At 65.6% G+C, this 20,731-nt stretch carries 19 protein-coding genes; 10 read left to right on the top strand and 9 right to left on the bottom strand.

All coding sequences use genetic code 11. The features are described from left to right. Positions 1-17: 17 nt before the first annotated feature. From gnd to dnaA, 3 genes are all read right to left on the bottom strand, one after another. Positions 18-905 carry a phosphogluconate dehydrogenase (NAD(+)-dependent, decarboxylating) gene (gene gnd, locus FPZ11_RS12905; RefSeq protein ID WP_146321524.1) on the bottom strand — a complete coding sequence of 296 codons (888 nt, stop codon included), beginning with the start codon at positions 903-905 and terminating at the stop codon, positions 18-20. Between the two features lie 50 nt (positions 906-955). Further along, a complete protein-coding gene (gene dnaN / locus FPZ11_RS12900) occupies positions 956-2,101 on the bottom strand; it encodes a DNA polymerase III subunit beta (protein ID WP_146321522.1) in 1,146 nt (381 codons plus the stop codon). Positions 2,102-2,532: 431 nt separating this feature from the next. Further along, positions 2,533-3,957: a chromosomal replication initiator protein DnaA gene (gene dnaA, locus FPZ11_RS12895; protein WP_146321520.1), complete on the bottom strand. Its 1,425-nt coding sequence runs from the start codon at positions 3,955-3,957 to the stop codon at positions 2,533-2,535. Between the two features lie 461 nt (positions 3,958-4,418). Between dnaA and rpmH the strand changes: the two genes are divergently transcribed. The 9 genes from rpmH to FPZ11_RS12850 all read left to right on the top strand — a co-directional run bounded on the left by rpmH (position 4,419) and on the right by FPZ11_RS12850 (position 10,259). Then, positions 4,419-4,556 (top strand): 50S ribosomal protein L34, encoded by a 138-nt coding sequence (gene rpmH / locus FPZ11_RS12890; protein ID WP_146321518.1) that lies wholly within the window; start codon positions 4,419-4,421, stop codon positions 4,554-4,556. Between the two features lie 11 nt (positions 4,557-4,567). Continuing rightward, positions 4,568-4,915: a ribonuclease P protein component gene (gene rnpA, locus FPZ11_RS12885; RefSeq protein ID WP_146321516.1), complete on the top strand. Its 348-nt coding sequence runs from the start codon at positions 4,568-4,570 to the stop codon at positions 4,913-4,915. Further along, positions 4,903-5,214, top strand: a complete 312-nt coding sequence (gene yidD, locus FPZ11_RS12880) for a membrane protein insertion efficiency factor YidD (RefSeq protein WP_146321514.1) — start codon at positions 4,903-4,905, stop codon at positions 5,212-5,214. The genes rnpA and yidD overlap by 13 nt, the downstream gene beginning before the upstream one ends. Positions 5,215-5,225: 11 nt before the next feature. Beyond that, a complete protein-coding gene (yidC, locus tag FPZ11_RS12875; RefSeq protein WP_146321512.1) occupies positions 5,226-6,209 on the top strand; it encodes a membrane protein insertase YidC in 984 nt (327 codons plus the stop codon). Between the two features lie 2 nt (positions 6,210-6,211). Further along, positions 6,212-6,715 carry a Jag family protein gene (locus FPZ11_RS12870; RefSeq protein WP_146321510.1) on the top strand — a complete coding sequence of 168 codons (504 nt, stop codon included), beginning with the start codon at positions 6,212-6,214 and terminating at the stop codon, positions 6,713-6,715. A gap of 13 nt (positions 6,716-6,728) precedes the next feature. Next, positions 6,729-7,361, top strand: coding sequence for a 16S rRNA (guanine(527)-N(7))-methyltransferase RsmG (gene rsmG, locus FPZ11_RS12865; protein WP_146321508.1), 633 nt, complete (start codon positions 6,729-6,731; stop codon positions 7,359-7,361). Between the two features lie 124 nt (positions 7,362-7,485). Beyond that, the gene (locus tag FPZ11_RS12860) at positions 7,486-8,355 is read left to right on the top strand and encodes a ParA family protein (protein WP_146321506.1); all 870 of its coding nucleotides are present in this window, start codon (positions 7,486-7,488) and stop codon (positions 8,353-8,355) included. Positions 8,356-8,422: 67 nt separating this feature from the next. After that, the gene (locus FPZ11_RS12855) at positions 8,423-9,379 is read left to right on the top strand and encodes a ParB/RepB/Spo0J family partition protein (RefSeq protein ID WP_146321504.1); all 957 of its coding nucleotides are present in this window, start codon (positions 8,423-8,425) and stop codon (positions 9,377-9,379) included. A gap of 223 nt (positions 9,380-9,602) precedes the next feature. After that, positions 9,603-10,259 carry a pyridoxine/pyridoxamine 5'-phosphate oxidase gene (locus tag FPZ11_RS12850; protein WP_146321502.1) on the top strand — a complete coding sequence of 219 codons (657 nt, stop codon included), beginning with the start codon at positions 9,603-9,605 and terminating at the stop codon, positions 10,257-10,259. Between the two features lie 707 nt (positions 10,260-10,966). On the opposite strand, the gene FPZ11_RS12845 is transcribed toward FPZ11_RS12850, so the two are convergent. The 6 genes from FPZ11_RS12845 to FPZ11_RS12820 all read right to left on the bottom strand — a co-directional run bounded on the left by FPZ11_RS12845 (position 10,967) and on the right by FPZ11_RS12820 (position 19,068). Then, the gene (locus tag FPZ11_RS12845) at positions 10,967-11,938 is read right to left on the bottom strand and encodes a D-alanine--D-alanine ligase family protein (protein WP_146321500.1); all 972 of its coding nucleotides are present in this window, start codon (positions 11,936-11,938) and stop codon (positions 10,967-10,969) included. Positions 11,939-11,996: 58 nt separating this feature from the next. After that, positions 11,997-13,331, bottom strand: a complete 1,335-nt coding sequence (locus FPZ11_RS12840; RefSeq protein ID WP_146321498.1) for an aminotransferase-like domain-containing protein — start codon at positions 13,329-13,331, stop codon at positions 11,997-11,999. 355 nt (positions 13,332-13,686) lie between these two features. Further along, positions 13,687-14,013 carry a thioredoxin gene (trxA, locus tag FPZ11_RS12835; protein WP_146321496.1) on the bottom strand — a complete coding sequence of 109 codons (327 nt, stop codon included), beginning with the start codon at positions 14,011-14,013 and terminating at the stop codon, positions 13,687-13,689. A 52-nt stretch (positions 14,014-14,065) separates the two neighbouring features. Then, positions 14,066-15,022, bottom strand: a complete 957-nt coding sequence (gene trxB / locus FPZ11_RS12830) for a thioredoxin-disulfide reductase (protein WP_146321494.1) — start codon at positions 15,020-15,022, stop codon at positions 14,066-14,068. Between the two features lie 115 nt (positions 15,023-15,137). Further along, positions 15,138-16,766 (bottom strand): murein biosynthesis integral membrane protein MurJ, encoded by a 1,629-nt coding sequence (gene murJ, locus FPZ11_RS12825; protein WP_437438600.1) that lies wholly within the window; start codon positions 16,764-16,766, stop codon positions 15,138-15,140. Next, positions 16,753-19,068 carry a DUF6049 family protein gene (locus tag FPZ11_RS12820; protein WP_146321490.1) on the bottom strand — a complete coding sequence of 772 codons (2,316 nt, stop codon included), beginning with the start codon at positions 19,066-19,068 and terminating at the stop codon, positions 16,753-16,755. The genes murJ and FPZ11_RS12820 overlap by 14 nt, the downstream gene beginning before the upstream one ends. A 140-nt stretch (positions 19,069-19,208) precedes the next feature. Between FPZ11_RS12820 and FPZ11_RS12815 the strand changes: the two genes are divergently transcribed. Continuing rightward, the gene (locus FPZ11_RS12815; RefSeq protein WP_146322879.1) at positions 19,209-20,633 is read left to right on the top strand and encodes a CCA tRNA nucleotidyltransferase; all 1,425 of its coding nucleotides are present in this window, start codon (positions 19,209-19,211) and stop codon (positions 20,631-20,633) included. The last annotated feature ends 98 nt before the right edge of the window (positions 20,634-20,731 follow it).

The following is a 20,731-nucleotide window of genomic DNA, read 5'->3' as shown; positions in this document are numbered from 1 at the left end:
TCGCGAAATCTTCTCCGTCAGTCGACGGCCTTGACCGCGTGGCCGCCGAACTGATTGCGCAATGCGGCCACCGCCTTCATCGCGGGCGAGTCTTCTTGCCGCGAGACGAAGCGGGCGAAGATCGATGCGCTGATCGTGGGCAACGGCACCGCGTTGTTGAGGCCTTCCTCGACCGTCCACCGTCCCTCGCCCGAATCCTGCACGTAACCCTCGATGTGTTCGAACTCGGGATCTTGCTCGAGTGCCCGCACGAGCAGGTCGAGCAGCCACGAGCGCACCACGGTTCCGCGCTGCCACGCCTTGAACGTGCCGGTGACGTCTTTGATGATGTCTTTGCGCGTGTCGAGAAGTTCATACCCCTCGGCGTATGCCTGCATCAGTGCGTATTCGATGCCGTTGTGCACCATCTTCGCGTAGTGCCCGGCCCCGACCTCGCCGACGTGGACGAACCCTTCGTCGCGCGGTCCTTCCGGACGCAGAGCGTCGAACACCGGCATCACGCGTTCGACCTGCTCGGCGCTGCCGCCGACCATCAGGCCGTAGCCGTTGTCCAGGCCCCACACGCCGCCGGAAACGCCGGCGTCCATGAAGTCGACGCCGGTCTTCGCGAGCAACTCGGCGTGCTTGAAGTCTTCGGTGAACTTGGAGTTTCCGCCGTCGATCAGCAAGTCGCCGGCCTCGAGCAGCCCGGCCAACTCGTTCACGACGGAGTCGGTGATGTCACCGGCCGGGACCATCGCCCAGACCGTGCGCGGCGCGGGAAGTGCGGCGACGAGGTCTGCCAACGACGCGACATCCGAGATATCGGGGTTCGTGTCGTAGCCGGTGACCTGGATGCCGTTGCGCTCGAGGCGCGCCCGCATGTTGTTGCCCATCTTGCCGAGACCGATGAGACCGATGTGCATGAGTGATCCTTCGTGTGTGCGCCGCGTCGAACCGACCGATCGTTGATCGGTCAGCGCAACAGCAGGTTCGGCTGCAGCAGATAACGGTAGCTGTCGCTCCCCGCCTGTTCTTTGCTGGTCTGACTCGTGATGAGCACTGGGCCGGGCTTGTTCGGATTGTCCGTCTTGGTGAACGAGATGCGAACGTACTCCGAGTGCACCGCCGACAGGCCGTCGAGCAGGAACTGGGGCTTGAGGGAGACGACGGTGTCGTCTCCCGTGAGAAGAGCGTCGATGCTCTCGGATGCTTGTGCCTGCTCGGAGCCGATCGCCTCGAGGGTGAGTCCGTCTGCGGTGAAGGAGAACCGCAGCGCCGCTTCGCGTTCGAGCACGAGCGACACGCGTCGGGTCGCGTCGATGAGGTCGGCGGTGTTGATGACCGCGTAGTTGTCGACAGTCTCGGGGAAGAGTCGTTTGACCGGCGGGAAATTGCCCTTGATCAGCAAAGACGTCACTGTCTTCTTCTCGGCGGTGAAGGCGATGAGTTCGCGATCGTCCTTGGAGACGAGCGTCACCGTGATCGTGCCGTTGTGACCGAACGTCTTGCCGATCTCTTGCAGAGTGCGCGCCGGAACCAGGGCTGTCGAGGGCTCGGACTGACCGATGGTGCCGTCCCAGTCGATCTCGCGCACGGCCACGCGGTAGCGGTCGGTCGCCACGAGGCTGAGGCGGTTCTCCGTGATCTCCAGCTGAACACCGGTGATCACGGGTGTGACGTCGTCGCGCGATGCCGCGACGGCCACCTGGCCGACAGCCTCGGAGAACTCGTCGGCGGGAACGAGCCCGGACTCACCGGAGATCTGCGGAAGGGTGGGATATTCCTCGACCGGCATGGACAGGAGGGTGAAGCTCGCGGATCCGCAGCTGACGACGATGCGGTTGTCGTCGGTGGCGAACGTCACGGGGGCGTTCGGCAGCTTTGAAGCGATCTCTGCGAGCAGCCGACCGGAAACGAGCACGGTGCCGGGCTCTTGCACATCGGCCGTGATCTCGGTCTGGGCTGACACTTCGTAGTCGAAGGCGGAGAGCGAGATGCCGGCGTCCGTCGTGCTGATCAAGATGCCGCTCAAGATGGGCAGCGTGGTGCGCTGGGGCAGAAGTTTGACGGTGAACGAAACTGCTTCGCTCAGCACATCGCGGTTGGCCTGAAACCTCACGAAGTTCTCCCCTGTCATTCGGATGCGGATGCCCGCTCCATGCTAGCCCCAGCCTCGGGAGGTCGATGAGGTGTGATTCGAGGCGACGGGCTGCGCGGTCGAGGTTGTTGGGCGGCGCGTTAATTTCTTGGTGTTTTAACCGGCTTAACCGATGTGGAAACTGTGGATAAGTCGGTGGATGCCGCTCTGCGACTGGGAACTACACGGTTGTGATCTGTCGACGGGCTGTTGATGACAGGCCTGGCAGTCGTGGTGACCACCCCTGGCGAATGACAAGGATTTCACAGAGGTCGGCGGATCGCTCACACGGCCGAGGCTGTTATTCGTTAACTTTCCCCAGAGTTATCCACAGTGTGAATATGCGCGTTTGAGCACGGGCGGCCTCATCGCCGATGCCGGTCGCGCCGTGACGAGTCACGACGCCGGGGCGATCAGCGGTGCGTCTGCTTGATGCGTGCCGTGAGTTCGGTCACCTGGTTGTAGATGGACCGTCGCTCCTTCATGAGCTCGCTGATCTTCTTGTTCGCGTACATGACGGTGGTGTGGTCTCGGTTGCCGAAGAGCTGACCGATCTTGGGAAGCGACAGGTTCGTCATCTCGCGACAGAGATACATGGCGATCTGCCTGGCTGTGGCGATGGCCTGCGACCTGGAGGAACCGTAGAGGTCGTCGACGCTGAGCTTGAAGTAGTCGGCGGTGGCCGTGATGATGTCGGCCGGCGCCACGACGTTGTCATCGTCGAGGGTGATCAGGTCTTTCAGCACGGTCTGCACGAGGTTCATGTCGACCGGCGTCTTGTTCAGGCTCGCGAACGCGGTGACCCGGATGAGCGTTCCCTCGAGCTCGCGGATGTTGCTCGACACCTTGGTGGCCATGAACTCGAGGATGTCGTCCGGCACGAGGATGCGTTCGCTCTGCGCCTTCTTGCGCAGGATCGCGATGCGGGTCTCGAGGTCGGGAGCCTGGACATCCGTGATCAGGCCCCACTCGAAGCGGGTGAGCATGCGGTCTTCGAAACCGGTGAGGTGCTTCGGCGGCAGATCGCTGGTGATGACCACCTGCTTGTTGTGGTCGTGCAGTGTGTTGAAGGTGTGGAAGAAGGCCTCCTGCGTCTCGACCGCTCGCTGCAGGAACTGGATGTCGTCGATGAGCAGGATGTCGATGTTGCGGTACCGCGCTTGGAACGAGGAACCGCGGTTGTTGGCGATCGAGTTGATGAAGTCGTTCGTGAACTCTTCGGAGCTGACGTAGCGAACGCGGATGCCCGGGTAGAGGCTCATCGCGTAGTGACCGATGGCGTGCAGCAGGTGCGTCTTGCCCAGACCGGAGTCGCCGTAGATGAACAGGGGGTTGTATGCCTTGGCCGGGGCTTCTGCGACAGCGACCGCCGCTGCGTGTGCGAACCGGTTGGACTGACCGATCACGAAGTTGTCGAAGCTGTACTTGGGGTTGAGCCTGGAGTCGACGTTGCGCGGGGCCGCGGTGATCTCGGTGACCGGCGCGGTCGTCTGGGTGGCTGCTGCCGGGGCATCCAGGTAGCTCGACTCGAGCCGTTCCGGCTCCACTTGCGGAGCGTCGTGCGTGATGTCGGGGTTGACGACGATGGCGAACGTCGAGACGGCGAACGAGTCGTCGAGTCGACCGATCGCGCCGAGGAGAGGAACGCGGCAGCGCTGCTCGATCATGCCGCGGGTGAACTCGTTGGGCACTTCGAGGTAGAAGGTGCCGGCCATGATGCCCTTGGGCTCGACCAGGCTGAGGAATCCGTACAGCTGCGGTGTCACGCGTTCATCGCTCTGCAGTGTCGACAGAACGGAGCGCCATGCGCTCGTCAATGACGGATCGCCGTCAGCCATAGTTCCCCTAGATCCCACGGACCGTGCGCCTCAGCGAGTCCGATCCACCCCGTTGTGAACCCGATCGGCCGAAGCAGCAAGTCCGGCCGCTCTTATCCACACCGTTATCCCCAGCTCCACAACGGCATTCTGCGTGTCGGCGACTGGCTTCGACACAGGTTGATTCACAACCTGGGGATAACTTCGCATGTCACGCTAACGAATCGGGCGCGTGCACTCAAATCATCGTTCCGTGCGGATGTTCCGCTCGTCGGCGTGCCTCTCCAGGCATAGTCCTGCGCGTGTGGATAATCAACGGTTCGCCGCTGTCGGTTTGACCTCTCGGATGCCCTCCCGTACCGTTAATGGGTTGACCTAGGCCGTGTGAGCGGCACTTCTTCCTTCCTGAGCGTCTGCAGGCGACCGTGCCTCATCGGATTCCGCTCATGAAGAGGACTGAAATCGATCGAGAGACCTGTCTGATGAGCAAGAGAACCTTCCAGCCGAACAACCGTCGTCGTGCCAAGAAGCACGGCTTCCGTCTGCGCATGCGCACGCGTGCCGGTCGCGCCATCCTGGCGAACCGTCGTGCCAAGGGCCGCACCGAACTCTCCGCGTAACAACCGGTGCGGTGCTCGCCAAGGCGAATCGGATCCGGAGCGGTGCTGACTATCGCCTGACGGTCCGTAAGGGAGTGCGCGTGCACGCACCGCACACGATCACCTATATCCGTCGAGGATCGATCGGATCGCCGACGCGGTTCGGGTTCATCGTGAGCAAGGCGGTGGGCGTCGCTGTCGTACGCAACACCGTGCGCAGGCGACTCAAGGCCGTGTGCCGTGAGCTGCTCCCCGAGCTCGAGTCGGACCACGAGATCGTGGTGCGGGCGCTGCCAGCCGCCGCGCAGGCATCCTGGACTACCCTGCAAGGTGAGATCCGCCGAGCCGTCGACAAGGTAGGCGCCCGATGCATGCCGTGATCACGACTGTCCTCCTGATTCCCAGGAACATCGCCGTGGTGATTCTGCGCGCCTATCGAAAAGTGATCTCCCCGCTCTACGGCGATGTATGTCGCTACTATCCCTCGTGCTCGGCCTATGCACTGAGCGCGATCCAAGAACATGGCGTGATCGTCGGGTCGGCATTGGGGGCCGCCCGGATCGCCCGCTGCCATCCGTGGGCAGCCGGCGGTGTCGACGACGTTCCCCGCAAGAAGACCCCCCGCTATTCCGTCACCCCATTCGGGTTCGTGGTGGCACGCGGCCACGCAAAAGGATGACCGACTAAACGATGGACTTCATCTATACGATCCTCTGGCCGATCGAGTGGCTGGTTCAGCTGCTCCTGATCGGCTGGCACTGGCTCTGGACGGCCGTCGGTCTCGATCCGAACGCAGGTCTCACCTGGGTGCTGTCCATCGTCGGCCTCACCGTGGTCATCCGTGCCGCTCTGATCCCGATCTTCGTGCGGCAGATCAAGAATCAGCGACGGATGCTCGAGGTTGCGCCGCAGCTGAAGAAGATCCAGGACAAATACAAGGGCAAGAAAGACCAGCTCTCTCGTGAGGCGATGTCGCGCGAGACGATGGAGCTGTACAAGCGCACCGGCACGAACCCGCTGAGTTCCTGCCTTCCTCTTCTGCTGCAGATGCCGGTGTTCTTCAGCCTGTTCCACGTGCTGAACGATGCCCAGAGCGGCCACGACAGCGTCGGCCTGCTGAGCGGAGCGAACCTTCTCAAGTCGTTCCAGGATGCGAAGCTGCTGGGCGCTCCCCTGAATGCATCGTTCGGATCCCAGTGGAGCAAGATGGTGGCCGGCGATCCGTACAGCCTCTCCGTGATGCTGATCGCGGCGACGATGGTGATCCTGATGGTCGCGTCGCAGTTCACCACGCAGCTGCAGATCGTCTCGAAGAACATGTCGCCCGAGACGAAGGCGAGCCCGCAGTTCCGTCAGCAGCGCATGCTGTTGTATTTACTCCCGTTCGTGTTCCTGTTCTCGGGTGTGGCGTTCCCGCTGGGCGTGATGTTCTACTGGCTCACCTCCAACCTGTGGACGATGGGCCAGCAGTTCCTGGTGATCCGCAACATGCCCACTCCGGGCAGTGATGCGGAGAAGGCGCGTGAGGCGCGCCTCGCCCGCAAGGGAAAGCTGAAGTCTCCGGAGGGCGCTCCGGTGGTGATCGTCGACGAGATTCCGGCGAAGCCCGTGACCACCCAGCGCCAGCAGCCGATGAGCAAGTCCCGGGCGAAGAAGTCCGGCGGAAAGAAGTGAGCATGACCGACGACGCAGCCGTTCAGGACGACCACGAGGTCGAAGACGTGGCCGGCCTCGAAGCGCAGGGCGATGCCGCTGCCGACTACATCGAGGCTCTGCTCGACATCTGCGACCTCGATGGCGACATCGACATCGACGTGCAGAACGGCCGCCCATACGTGTCTGTGTCGGCCGATGACCCGCTGGCGTTGCGACTCTTGAACAAGGCGGAGACCGTCAGTGCCCTCCAGGAGCTGTCGCGTCTCGCCGTGCAGTCGAAGACCGGATCGTTCTCGCGCCTCATCCTCGACATCGGCGGCTCCCGCGATGCGCGCAAGCAAGAGTTGACGGTGCTTGTCGAGCGAGCCATCGCCCGGATCGAAGATGGCGCGGCCCAAGCCGCGCTGCCCCCGATGTCCTCATACGAGCGCAAGATCGTGCACGACGTTGTGGCGGATCGCGGGTTCTCCTCGCACTCGGTGGGCGAGGCATCCGATCGCCACACCGTGATCACTCGCGCATAGTTTCACGTGAAACATGACGAGCACCGTCGAGACTGAGCCGGCGTCGGCCGGCACACTGTTCGGCCAACGGATCGAACTCGCTCGATCGTTCACGGAGTCGCTTGCCCGTGAGGGCGAGGAGCGGGGACTGATCGGTCCCCTCGAGCTTCCGCGTCTTTGGACCCGTCACATTCTGAACTGCGCGGTCGTCGCTCCCCTGCTTCAGACCGGAGCGCTGGTCGGTGATATCGGCAGCGGAGCCGGACTGCCCGGAATCGTGCTGGCGATCGCTCGTCCCGACGTGCGGTTCGTGCTGATCGAGCCCATGGAGCGTCGTGTCGCATGGCTGCAGGAGCAGAAGGATGTTCTGAGTCTCGACAACGTCGAGGTGCTGCGGGCACGTGGTGAAGATGCGAAGTCGGCCGGTCGGCTCGACCAGGTGACGGCCCGCGCGGTCAGCGCCTTTCGGAAGCTTTTGCCCATCACCGCTCCCCTGGTTCGGGATGGCGGTGAGCTCGTGCTGATGAAGGGTGCGAATGCGCAGGCGGAGATCGACGCTGCGAGCAAAGAGATCCGCCGTTTCCACATCCACGATGTGCGCGTGGAGATTCTCGGGACGGGCGTCGTGGACGAAGTCACCAGGGTGATCCGGGCTACAGTGAGATAGCGCCGCCGAGGTCCGGCCGACGCTGATTCAGCGCTCGTTCCGGGTCCCGTGATCGGCGAGATCAAACACCTTGTTTCACGTGAAACATCCCCAACTTGACGCGGAGGTACGTGCGCCAGTGGACATGTCGACTCCCCTCGCGAGCGAGATCGTCGAACTCAATCGCCGCCGCCAGGCCATCGAGGAGACGACACTACCGTTGCCGGCTCGTACCCGGATCTTCACCATCTCGAACCAGAAGGGCGGCGTCGGCAAGACGACGACCGTGGTGAACCTCGCGGCGGCTCTTGCTCGCTCTGGGGCTCGCGTTCTCGTGATCGACCTCGATCCGCAGGGCAATGCATCCACCGCCCTCGGGGTCGAACATCGCGAAGGCACTGCGAGTGTCTACGACGTGATCGTGAACGATGCCGAGATGGCCGATGTCGTGCAGACCTCGCCAGACCAGTCCGAGTTGTTCTGCGTTCCCGCGACGATCGATCTGGCCGGCGCCGAGATCGAACTCGTCTCGATGGTGGCGCGCGAACAGCGGCTCGCGCGAGCTCTTCGCACATATCTCGACGAGATTCCGGAAGGAATCGACTATGTGCTGATCGACTGCCCGCCGTCGCTGGGACTGCTGACGATCAACGCGTTCGTGGCCGCTTCCGAGGTGCTCATCCCGATTCAGTGCGAGTACTACGCGTTGGAGGGCTTGAGCCAGCTGCTCAAGAACATCTCCCTGATCGAGAAGCACCTCAATCCCAAGCTTCAGGTGTCGACGATTCTGCTCACCATGTTCGACTCACGCACCAACCTCGCTCACCAGGTGGCCGAGGAAGTGCGGGAGCATTTTCCGAAACAGGTGCTCGAGACGATCATTCCGCGCTCTGTTCGCATCTCAGAGGCTCCGAGCTATGGACAGAGCGTGATCAGCTATGACGCCGCCTCCCCCGGCGCGCTCTCCTACCTGGAGGCCGCAGCCGAGATCGCCAAGCGCGGCGCACCCCGCTGAGCTCTGAGCGAACCAGCACTGACCGCCCAGGCCGCGACGAGCGGCAGACGAGGAATCTCACAGCACCATGGCAGCCAAGCGCACCGGACTCGGCCGAGGAATCGGCGCCCTGATCCCGACGAACGAGTCAGACGGGCAGCGGCCCGTCGACGTGTTCTTCCAGGACGATCGGGACGCTGCCGCGCGGTCGGCACAGGCATCCTCTGACTTGCTGGCGGTGCCCGGGGCGAGACTGGCGAGCCTCTCCCCCGATGACATCGTGCCGAATGCGCAGCAGCCGCGCACCGAGTTCGACCAGGAGGCGATGGACGAGCTGGTCACGAGCATCCGCGAGGTCGGTGTTCTTCAGCCCGTGGTCGTGCGCCCCCTCTCCGGGCTGCCTGGCAAATACGAGCTGATCATGGGCGAACGTCGCCTCCGGGCGACGAAGACGGTCGGACTCGCGACGATTCCCGCCGTGGTTCGCGATACGGCCGACGAGGACATGCTTCGCGATGCCCTGCTCGAGAACCTGCACCGGGCGCAGCTGAATCCGTTGGAAGAGGCATCCGCCTACCAGCAACTCCTCGCCGACTTCGGCATCACTCAGGATGAGCTGGCGACGAAGATCGGACGATCGCGACCGCAGATCACGAACACCATCCGGTTGCTCAAGCTTCCTGCTCCTGTTCAGCAGCGCGTCGCGGCCGGAGTTCTCACCGCAGGCCATGCCCGCGCCATCCTCGCCGCCGGCGACACGGAAGCGATGCAGAAGATCGCGGACAAGATCGTCAACGAGGACCTGTCGGTGCGTGCTGCGGAGGCCCTCGTGAGCTCGACGCCGAAAGCCGTGAAGCCGAAGCCGGCAGCAGGCAAGCGACAGGGTCACCTGGATGAACTCGCAGAGCGGCTGGGCGATCGCCTCAACACGAGGGTGAAGATCGCGCTGGGAGCGCGCAAAGGGCAGGTGACGATCGAGTTCGCCTCCGTTCAAGACCTCAACCGCATCCTCGAAGAGCTCGGCGAGGCGCCCTACGCGGGGTGATCACCGGCGGCCGGATCGCCTGCGCGCAGTCACGCCGGTCGGCTTCGGACTCCTCGCGCATCGCGTCGCACCGGGCACTGATCCGACGTCGGCGGGAATGACTGGCGACGGCGGTCTGGACTGATGCGCTGAGCTCGCGGCTCGGAAGGGTGAAGTGATCCGGTCGCCGTCTGCGCGCCGTCTTCTGTGCGATTCCCTGCGGCGATGCTGGCAGGATGGCGAGGTGACCGATCTTCGTGAGTTGCTCAGAGCCGTGCCGTCTGTCACGGGCACCGCGCCGGGGTGGGATCCGGCGGACGCACCGGACGAGCCCCGAGAACTCTTCGTCGAGTGGCTGGTGAACGCCGTCGACAACGGTGCCCGCGAACCGCTCGCGGCAACTCTCAGCACAGTCGACGCGACGGGCGCTCCGGATGCCCGGGTGCTGGTGATCAAGAACGTGACGGACGACTTTCGGATCGACATCGCGACGGGTCTCGAATCGGCGAAGGGCCGCCAGCTCGTGGCCGATCCGAGATGTGCGTTGACGTTCTATTGGAGCGCCCTGGCGCGGGGCGTGCGGGTGCGAGGCGTGGCTCACGCCGGCACCGCCGCCGAGTCTGCGGCGGACTTCCTCGCACGCCATCCCGATGCGCGCGCCATTGCGGCCACGGAGCTGCAGAGTTCTCCGATGTTGGATCCGGACGCGCACGAGCGGCTCATCGAGGCGCAGCGTGCTCGCATCGCGTCGGATCCGAACCTGGTCTCCCCCACCTGGACCCTGTGGCACATCGAACCGTCGTGCGTGGAATTCTGGCAGGGCATGCCGAGTCGTGATCATCTGCGTCTGCGCTACACGCATGAGTCTTCCGGGTGGCGTCGCGAGCGGCTCTGGGCGTAAGACGATGCCGCGACGGCCGCTGTCGGCGACGATCGCGTGCGACGGCGTCGTGACGTCGATTCGGTGAAGACCCCGCTCCGTGCAGATCGCTCGCTCGTGCTCGTGAAGGACACGAGACCGTGCGCAAGGAACGTTGCGCGCGTCGATCGCCCCAAGAGGGCGAGTGGCCACATCGGATTCGCCGTGAACGCGCGCTGAGCAGACGACGCACAGGCGTGACGGTGCGACGCACGCGGCAGTGCCGGTGAGGTCGGTTCTGCGGTGACTCATCGGTGATGCGGATCCGGGCACATGTTTCACGTGAAACATCGTCGGTCGGTTCACGTCATCGGTGCCAGTTCTCAGTAGACCTCATTGCCTCAGGTGCCGAAGACGCAGGGTTCCTGGCGGGGCGGTGGGTGGGAGACCACATGTCGAGTTCGAAGCGGTGTCGGTGGACCGCTGGAAACGGTCAACAGCGGGGACGGAAAGATCATGAACACGATCGGCAACGGCGAGACGAGGACTCTTCGCTGGGAGCGGGTCAAGAGAACGGGCACGAACGTGAGAACGAGCTCGAACGAATCAGCGGGAGATCTTGGAGCGGGCGACTTCCCCAGAGACACTGCGGAACGAGGTTCGGGCGAACTTCCGATCCCGCATGTTTCACGTGAAACGTGTCGGGGTGGATGCGAGCCTGTCGAAGGAGTCAGGCGACGGTGGCCGGCTCAGTCGACCAGGTCGAGCTTGTCCCGGATCGCACGTTCCGCAAGCCCGGCATACACCGCCCCAAGGTCGAAGCCTGCCGCTTCGATGGCGATGGGAACGAGGGATGTCTCGGTGAGTCCGGGCAGAACGTTGGCTTCCAGGAACCACGGAGTTCCGCTCGGATCGACGATGAGGTCGACGCGCGAGAGGTGGCGGAGCCCGAGTGCCTCGTGCGCGGCGATCGCGACCTGCGCGACGCGGTCGGTGACGGCATCCGTCAGCCGGGCCGGCGTGTAGAAGCTCGTCTCCCCCGCGTTGTATCGCGCCTCGAAGCTGTAGACACCGTCGCGAGGAACGATTTCGACGGCGGGCAGAGCGACCGGCCCGGCTCCGGTGTCGAGCACGGTGACGGCGACCTCGATGCCCGTGACGCGACGTTCGATGAGCGCGACATCGGTGTACGTGTAGGCGTTCACCAGGGCACGCGGCAGATCCGCGATGTCGTCGACGTAGGTGACACCCTGCGCCGATCCGCCCTCCGCAGGCTTCACGACCAGCGGAGCGGTGAGGGCATCCCCCAGCGCCTCGAGAACGCTGACGGCGCCGAGCTCGCGAAATGTCTCGGTCGGCAGGGTCACGGATGCCGGGGTGTCGACCCCGGCACGACTCACGATGGTCTTGGCCACGGGTTTGAGCCACGCGAGCCGAGCGGACTCGGCGTCAGCACCCACGAACGGCACGCCCGCCGCGGTGAGCAGTGCGCGGAGCGCACCGTTCTCACCGCTCGCTCCGTGCAGCGCGGGCCAGACCACGTCGGGGTCGATCTCGCGGATGGCGGTGAGCAGCGTCGCATCCGGTTCACGGACCGTGACCCTGTGGCCGTGCGCTGCGAGGCCGTCCGCGACGCGCCGCCCTGAGCGCAGGGACACGTCGCGCTCATGCGAGATGCCGCCCGCAAGCACGAGGACGTTCAGTCGTTCGAAGTCGGTCATGCGACTCTTCTCCCGGAAAGGGCTTGTGGATCAGAAGCGTTGGGCATGCGGTTGAAACTCAGCGCAGGTCCGTCGGCGGGAACGTGGAGGTGCCCGTGCGCGCGGCATCCGGTCGAATCGAGCGCAGCTCACCTGTACCGGCGAAGGTATCGAGCAGGTCGAGCTCGCCGTTGATCACCGTGGCGAGCCGGCGCACGCCGACCCGGATGGACTCGGGTGTGGGATAGCAGAACGACAGTCGGATGTTCTGCGCTCCATCGCCGTTGGCGTAGAACGCGGTGCCCGGCGTATAGGCGACGAGTTCGGTGACCGCGCGCGGAAGCATCGCCTTCGAGTCGAGGTTCTGCGGGAGCGTGAGCCACACGTAGAACCCGCCGTTCGGGTTCGTCCAGCTGAGCTCGGGGAGGTGCTCCTCGAGTGCGTCGATCATCGCCTCTTTGCGCTCACGATAGACGCCGCGGAACGTGTCGATCTGCCCCCGCCAGTCCGCCTCGCTGAGGTACTGCGAGATGACCAGTTGCGTGAACGAGCTCGGGCTGAGCACCGCCGCCTCGTTGGCGAGGATCAGCTTCTCGCGGATGGCGTGCGGGGCCAGCGCCCAGCCGACGCGGAATCCGGGGGCGAGCGTCTTGGAAAAGGTGCCGAGGTAGACCACGCCCTCTTCATCGATCGAGCGCATGGCCGCCGGTGGCTTGCGATCGAAGTACAGCAGGCCGTATGGGTTGTCCTCGAGCACGAGGATGCCGTTCTCCCGGCAGATCTCGAGGATCTCCAGTCGACGCTCCCACGACAGGGTGACCCCTGCCGGGTTGTGGAAGGTGGGGATCGTGTACAGGAACTTGATGCGGCGTCCCACGGCGCGGGCGCTGGCGATGTGCTCGCGGAGCGCCTCGGGGATGAGACCGTGCTCGTCCATGGGAACGTGGTCGACCTCGGCCTGGTACGACTTGAAGATCACGAGCGCGGTGACATAACTCGGTCCCTCCGCGAGCACCAGGTCACCCGGGTCGAGGAACAGCTTCGCGAAGAGCTCGAGGGCGTGCTGCGAACCGGTCGTCACGATCACGTCGTCGGCGCTGGCGCTGATGCCCTCGAGCGCCATCACTTCGGTGATCTGCTCCCGCAGCCGCGGAACGCCTTGTCCCGAGCCGTATTGCAGCGCGACGGGGCCCTGCTCGTGCATCACCCGGTCCATAGCGCCGATGACGAGATCTTCAGGGAGCGCGGACACGTACGGCATACCGCCGGCGAGCGACACGACCTCTGGTCGGGAAGCGACGGCGAACAGAGCTCGGACCTCACTGGCGGCCAGGCCGGCCGTGCGCTTCGCGTATGCCGAGTACCAGGGGTCGAGGTTGTTGCCCGCACTGGGCAGGCTGCCGTTGTCAATCACGTGTCGTGTCCGTTCTGAGCGTGGGTTCCATGCTATGGGATACCGGCCCGCGAATTCGCTGGAGGCTGGGCGGGGCCGGAGCCGCGCGTGGCGGCTCGTGTGGGATGCGGTCTGGTGCGGGGGTGCGGGGTGGCTTTTCGTCGTGGGTCGGGTCTGCGGTGACTCTGATGGTGGATGAGATCGGTGTGGTTCGGTTCGTCCGGCGAGGCGATGCTCGGGGAAGCAAAACGCCCGCCCGGCGTGAGCCGGACGGGCGTGTGATGCCGCTGACCGGCCTATCGCGGCTCGCGCCGCTCATAGGCTCAGTCACGTCGGCGGTGAATGCGAGCATCCACCGCCCTCGGTTCGGTCGCCTCTACGAGATGTAGGCGGCCAGGTCAGCCTCGAGAGCGGGCTTCGGCTTGGCGCCGATGACGGTCTTGACGACCTCGCCGCCCTGGTAGACCTTCAGTGCCGGGATCGAGGTGATCTGGTACTTGTAGGCGGTCTGCGGGTTCTCGTCGACGTTGAGCTTGACGATCTCGAGCTTGTCGCCGTGCTCGGCCGCGATCTGGTCGAGGATGGGCGCGACCGCGCGACACGGACCGCACCACTCGGCCCAGAAGTCGACCAGCACGGTCTTCTCGCTGTCGAGCACGTCCTGCTGGAACGATGCGTCGGTGACGGACTTTGCGGTGGACATTGTTCTCCTTTTGTCGGATCAGAATTCGAGCCGCTCGTCGGCGACCCACGTTTCAGTTGGCCAGCGTGAGGCTCTCGTGTTCGGCCTGCTCGAGGGCGGCGAGGAAGTGCTCGGCGTCGAGCGCGGCCACCGTGCCGCTCGCGGCGGCGGTCACCGCCTGGCGGTAGGTGGGGTCGACCACATCGCCCGCTGCGAAGACGCCGGGGAGATTGGTCTTCGAGCTGCGTCCCTCGACCGCGATGGTGCCTTCTGACGTGAGGTCGAGCTGACCGTGCACCAGGTGGGTGCGCGGGTCGTTGCCGATGGCAACGAAGAGTCCGTCGAGCGCGAGTTCGCTGGTCTCTCCGGTGACCGTGTCGCGCAGGGTGACGCCGCTGACGGCATCCTCTCCGTTGATGGCGACGACCTCGCTGTTCCAGACGAACTCGATCTTGTCGTTCTCGAACGCGCGGTTCTGCATGATCTTGGATGCGCGCAGCTGGTCGCGACGGTGGATGAGATACACCCTCGAGGCGAAGCGCGTGAGGAACGTGGCCTCCTCGACGGCCGAGTCGCCGCCGCCGACGACCGCGATCGTCTTCTCGCGGAAGAAGAAGCCGTCGCACGTCGCGCACCACGACAGACCGTGGCCCGAGAGATGCTCCTCCTCGGAAAGGCCGAGCTTGCGGTAGGCGGATCCGGTGGCGAAGATGACCGTCTTCGCCTCGTAGGTCTCGCCGCTGCCGACCTGCACGGTCTTGATCTCGCCGGTGAGGTCGAGCGAGGTGACGTCGTCGTACAGCACTTCGGTGCCGAACTTCTCGGCCTGAACCTGCAGCTTGGCCATCAGGTCGGGGCCCATGACACCGTCGGGGAAGCCAGGGAAGTTCTCCACCTCTGTGGTGTTCATCAACTCACCGCCGGCCTCGACAGAGCTCGCGATCAGAAGCGGTTCGAGGTTCGCACGCGCCGCATAGATGGCCGCCGTGTAACCGGCGGGGCCGGAACCGATGATGATGATCTGCCGCACGTGCTCTCCTTGGTCTCAGGCATCTTTCGCCGTGATCGACTGGGAAGACGCCTCGTGAGCGTGCGCCGTCGAACCGGCACACTCACTGTCGTGTGCAACACAGTGTAGGCGGATGCTATTCCGGACCCCGAGAGCGGCCGGAACGCCCAGGGATGCGGCCTTGCACCATCGCCCAGGCTGCGCCGAACTCTTGAGTTCGCAGCACCCGGAGCATCCCCGCATACACGGCGAGCATGACTACGCCGATCACCGCGATGGAGACGATGGCGGTGAGCTTGCCCTGCACCGCGAACCCGTCCGAATAGCCACCGAGCAGCCACACGACGAGCAGACCGGCGCCGCCCGCGACGACCGCGGAGGCGAGGAAGCGCCAGAGGCCGCCCAGGATGCGGCGCCCATCCAGTCGGCGAAGCTTGCGCCGCAGCAGGAACGCGGCCACCACCGCCTGCACGGTCCCTGCGCCCGAAACGACGAGAGCGATGCCCATCGCCCGGTACTCGGGCACGATCAGCAGGCACAGGAGCACGCCGGCGATCGCGATCGCGATCTGAACGAGCGTGAACATGAACGGCGTGCGGGTGTCGCCGAGCGCGTAGAACGCGCGTTGAATGACGAAAAGGATGCAGAACGGCACCAGTCCGACGGCGTACCCGATCAGCACGTTGCCCAGCTGCACGTACGACGCGGTCGTGAAGACCACGGAGATGGGATAGGCGGCGACGATGATCGCCACAGAGAAAAAGCAGATCAGAAGCGAAATCGTACGGGTAGCTGTTGAGAAATCCGAACGGAAGGACGCGTGGTCTGCCGCTCGCGCGTGCTCCGCCATGCGCGTGTAGTAGGCGGTGACGATCGAGACCGCCACGATCGAATGCGGAAGCATGAAGATGAGCCATGCGGTGGCCATGGCCGTCACGGATGCGACGTTGAGGGTGGCGACGGTGTTCGCCACATTCGTCTCGATGAGGCCGGCCACCTGCGTGCCGATGAGCATGGCGAATGTCCATCCGGCGGCCTTACCGGCCGAGCCGAGGTCGACGCCCCGCCAGTGGAAGTCGAAGCGGAACGTCAAACCGACGCGACGCCAGAAGAAGAACAACACCAGGGCCTGAACCGCGATGCCCAGCGTCGCCCCACCGCCCAGCACGGCGATCATGCCCGGCGTCCAGGCATCGATCGGGCGGTGACTGCCGGGGTCGCCGCCGAAGGCGACGATGAACACGATCAGCATGACGATGCTGACCACATTGTTCAGCGCAGGGGCCCACGTGAACGGTCCGAACGACTTGCGCGCGTTGAGCACTTCGCCGAGCAGTGTGTAGAGGCCCAGGAAGAAGATCTGCGGCAACGACCAGTACGCGAACGCCGTGACCAGCTGTGCGAATGCGCCGCGCGCACCGAACAACACGGCCAGCCACGGTGAGAGCAGCGTGGCGACCGTGGCAACGGCGAAGAAGATGAGGATGCCCAGCGTCACCAGCTTGTTGATGTACGCCTTGCCGCCGTCCGCGTGCACGGACGCTCGCACGATCTGCGGAACCAGGATGGCGCTCAGGATGCCCTGCGCGATGATCGCGTAGATACTGTTCGGCACCTGGGTGGCCGTCGAATAGGCGTTGGCGCCGTCCGCGATCGCGCCGATCGCCTGCAGCAGCACCCACGTGCGCACGAAGCCGAGCACACGGGACACCATGGTGCCCGACGCGAGCATGGCGCTCGCGCGGCCCACGCTAGCCACGCGCATCCTCGTCGGGGCCGCGCGGTGACGCATCGGTGGAGGTGTCGGCTGGGGCTGCGGAGTCGTCATCGGGTGTCGATGCTACTGGGGGTGCGTCGTCGAGACCGGATTCGGCGTCTGTGTCGACCTCGGTCGCACTCGCGCCGTCGTCACCGGCGTCGGGCGCATCGCCGCCGCCCGCCTCCGCAGCGCGCTGTCCCCTTGCTCGGATGCGGCGCACGATGCTCCTGGTGAGACCGAAGCCGAAGAACAGCACGACCGCGATGCCGAGGATGAGCGCGCCGAGCCCCTCCCAATCGGCGTGCACGTCGATGGCCGCGGTCGTGCCCGACCCGATGGGCACGCCGGTGGGGCTGTACAGCTGCATGCCCAGATGCACGCTGCCGTTGCCGAGCTTGGCTTTGACGGGAACGAGCACCTTGGCGCTGGCACCTGCGGGGATGGTCTTCGAGGTGTCGGAGTCGACCTCGAGCCGGCCGTTCGACGGGGTCGCCCGCAGAACGACGTTGACCGGAAGGTCGTACTTGTTGTTCACCGTGACGGGGATGAGGCTCTGCGTGCTGGCCACGGTGATCTTGCCCGTCGGCAGGATCTGCACGGAGTTCATGGTGCGTTTGGACTGTGTGGTGAAGGTGGAGACCGCCGTCGCCCAGTCGTTGTCGGGCGCGCGCCAGCCCACCGAGAGGAGCGACATCAGACGGTTGCGGGTGTCGCCGGTGAGCACGGTGGGATCCGCGAGCACCGTTGCGAAGGAGTCGAGGCCGTCGGCGTCGTCGATCAGCTGCTGCACCGCGGCGGTGCGCGAAGCATCCTGGGCCTTGTCGGTGAGCTTGAGGCCCGACGTGATCGGGGCGGTGAGCGCGCCGCGCAGCGAGGATGCCGTCACCCACGGCAGGTCGAGCACCGAGCCCAGGCCGCGGCTGGCCGTGTTGGAGTTCGTGGGCCAATCACGATCGAGACCGGCGAGCACGATGGTCTGCCCGTTCGACTGGGTGCTGATCTCCGCGAGCTGGGCCGAGGCGGATGCCAGGGCCGCGCCCTCCTCGTCGGTTCCGACCGCCGAGACCACGGCGCGCAACGCCGTGCTGACACCCTGATCGGTGACGAGCGCCGTGCCGCCCTTGACCGACATCGGCGCGTTCGGCGTCGCGGACAGGGAGGCCTGATTGGTGTTGGAACCGGTGACGATGGTCGACGGATAGCCGTTGCGTGCCAGCGCCTCGATGTCGGTCTCGCGCAGGCTGTCGTCGGCGGGCCAGGCGATGCCGTGGAACGTGTACGGCCAGGAGAGCAGCTCCGCCGTCGTTGGCACGTTGGTGGCCGGCTGCGTCGGCGTGGGCGTCGGCGTCGCGAAGGGGTCGGACGGCTGAGTGGGCGTCGGCTGAGGCGTCTCCCCCACCTGGAGCGGAGCGGGGAAGTTCTTCGCATCGAGGGCGTACGTGAACGACGTCGGGGACAGCAGTGTCTCGATGCCCGCCTGGAGCTGGCTCGAGGCATCCGCATCGCCGTACTGCAGCGGGAACGAGTCGTTGGAGAGATGGTCGAGCTCGTCGAGCCATGCGCGGGCGCTCTCAGGTGCCGAGGTGCCCAGCACGCGGATCGACGCGATGATCATGGGGTCGATCGCCACGGCGATCGAAGGGTGGTCCTGGGCCAGCTGAAGCTGCCTGGTCAGCAGTCCGTCGGTGGCCGTGTAGGTGGCGAGATCGTCGGAGGCGATGAGCCCGCTCGCCGTCGCAGGCACCGTGATCGGCATGGCGATGGCGAGGCCGACCTGGTTCTGCGTCGTGGATGCGGAGTAGGTGAGCGTCGAGTAACCGTCGCCGACGGTTCCGTTCGCGTCCGTCACCGTCGTCTTCAGACCGTAGACGGCGGTATCGCCGGTCAGACCCACCGTTTTCGCGGGGATGGTGACCGTGGCGGCGCGGGCTGTCGCCCCCGCGTTGACGCCCTGGGTGGGTGCGGTGGCGATGACCCGGGTGGCCGGCTTGTCGTCGACGTCTTTGCCCCAGGCATCCAGTGCCGCCCTGGTGCCGAGCGGGCTCTCGGTGATGGCGACGGTCGCCGTGCCGGAGCCGACGAAAGCCTGAGCGGAGTTGGTGATGCTGATCGTGACGGTCACGGAGGCGCCGGCCGACTCGACTCCCGCGTTGTTGGCGTAGAGCGACACGGTGTGCGTCTGCGCGTCGGAGTCGAGCGCCGTGGCAGCCTGAGCCGGCGCCGGAACGAGCGCGCCGAACAGCAGTGCGGCGCACGCCGCGACGAGCGTGCCCCGGCCGATTCCCCGGAGTCTGCGGTTCAGCCGCATGCGGCAGCGCAGGGGTCGACGGGGAGCATGACCGCAATTGTACGGGGAGCGAGGTCGTGGAATCCCTGGATCGGGGCGTGCGTGCTGAGGGCTCACACGCATCCGTTATCGACGTGGCGATCGGTAAACTGGTGCGCATTATGCAGAGCGTCGCCGAGTCTCTCGCGCGCCTGCGCGACATGGCCGAGTCCCCCGTCGTCTCGCGACTCGCCGCGGCGTTCGCCGATGCGGGCCACGAGCTCGCACTGGTCGGCGGCCCCGTTCGCGATGCCCTTCTGGGGCGCGAGGTGCACGACCTCGACTTCACGACCGACGCCCTGCCGGATCGCACGATCGAGATCGTCAAGCCGCTGGCGGACGCCTGGTGGGACATCGGCCGCCAGTTCGGCACCATCGGTGCGCGACTCGGTGCCGAGACCGTCGAGATCACCACGTACCGCGCCGACAGCTACGACGGCGCCACTCGCAAGCCGGAAGTGCAGTTCGGGGACACTCTGGAGGGCGACCTCATTCGCCGTGACTTCACGGTGAACGCGCTCGCACTACGGGTTCCGCAGATCGTGCTCGTCGACCCGGCGAAGGGCGTCGACGACCTGCTCGCACGGGTGCTGCGCACCCCGATCTCCCCCGAGGTGTCGTTCGGAGATGACCCGTTGCGCATGCTTCGCGCCGCGCGCTTCGCCTCCCAGCTCGGGTTCGCGGTGAGCGACGACACCGTCGCCGCCATGCGGGAGATGGCGGATCGCATCGAGATCGTGAGTGCTGAGCGCATTCGCGACGAGCTGGTGAAGCTGCTCTCGTGCGACGATCCTGCTCCGGGACTCGAGCTGCTGGTGGAGACCGGGCTGGCCGATCGCTTTCTGCCCGAGCTGCCCGCTCTGCGGCTCGAGATCGACGAGCACCACCATCACAAGGACGTCTACCGGCACACGCTCACCGTCGTGGAGCAGGCGATCGGATACGAGCAGGAACGGCACCCGGGCGAGGCGCCCGACGTGGTGCTGCGGCTCGCCGCCCTGTTGCACGACATCGGCAAACCGGCGACCAGGCGCCTGGAGGCCGGCGGAGTCGTGAGCTTCCATCACCACGATGTGGTCGGCGCCAAGCTCGCGCGCAAGCGGCTGAAGGCTCTGCGCTTCTCCGGCGACGTGGTGGATGCCGTGAGCCGCCTCATCGAGCTGCACCTGCGGTTCTTCGGCTACTCCGACGGAGCGTGGACCGACTCCGCCGTGCGCCGCTATGTGCGCGATGCCGGCGATCAGCTCGAACGGCTGCACGAACTCACTCGCGCCGATGTGACCACCCGCAACCGCCGCAAGGCCGACCGGCTGGGCTTCGCCTACGACGACCTCGAGGCGCGCATCGCGCAGCTCAAGGAGCAGGAGGAGCTGGATGCCGTGCGGCCCGACCTCGACGGAACGGCCGTGATGCGCATCCTGGGTCTGCGGCCCGGCCCCGAGGTGGGCCGCGCGATGAAGTTCCTGCTCGACCTGCGGCTCGACGAGGGTCCGCTGGCCGCCGACGAGGTCGAGGACCGACTGCGCGCGTGGTGGGCCGGGCAGTAACCGGCACTGTCGGTTACACGTCGCGCGCTACGTGCTGCGTTCGGCGTGCCGAGAATCGGAGTTGTGCGGGACACGCCGGTCAGGCGCGGCGACACGCC

Origin of the sequence: Humibacter ginsenosidimutans (assembly GCF_007859675.1) — a bacterium.
In the GTDB taxonomy this organism is placed as follows: Bacteria; Actinomycetota; Actinomycetes; order Actinomycetales; family Microbacteriaceae; genus Humibacter; species Humibacter ginsenosidimutans.
This window is presented reverse-complemented; position numbering and strand designations above follow the sequence as displayed.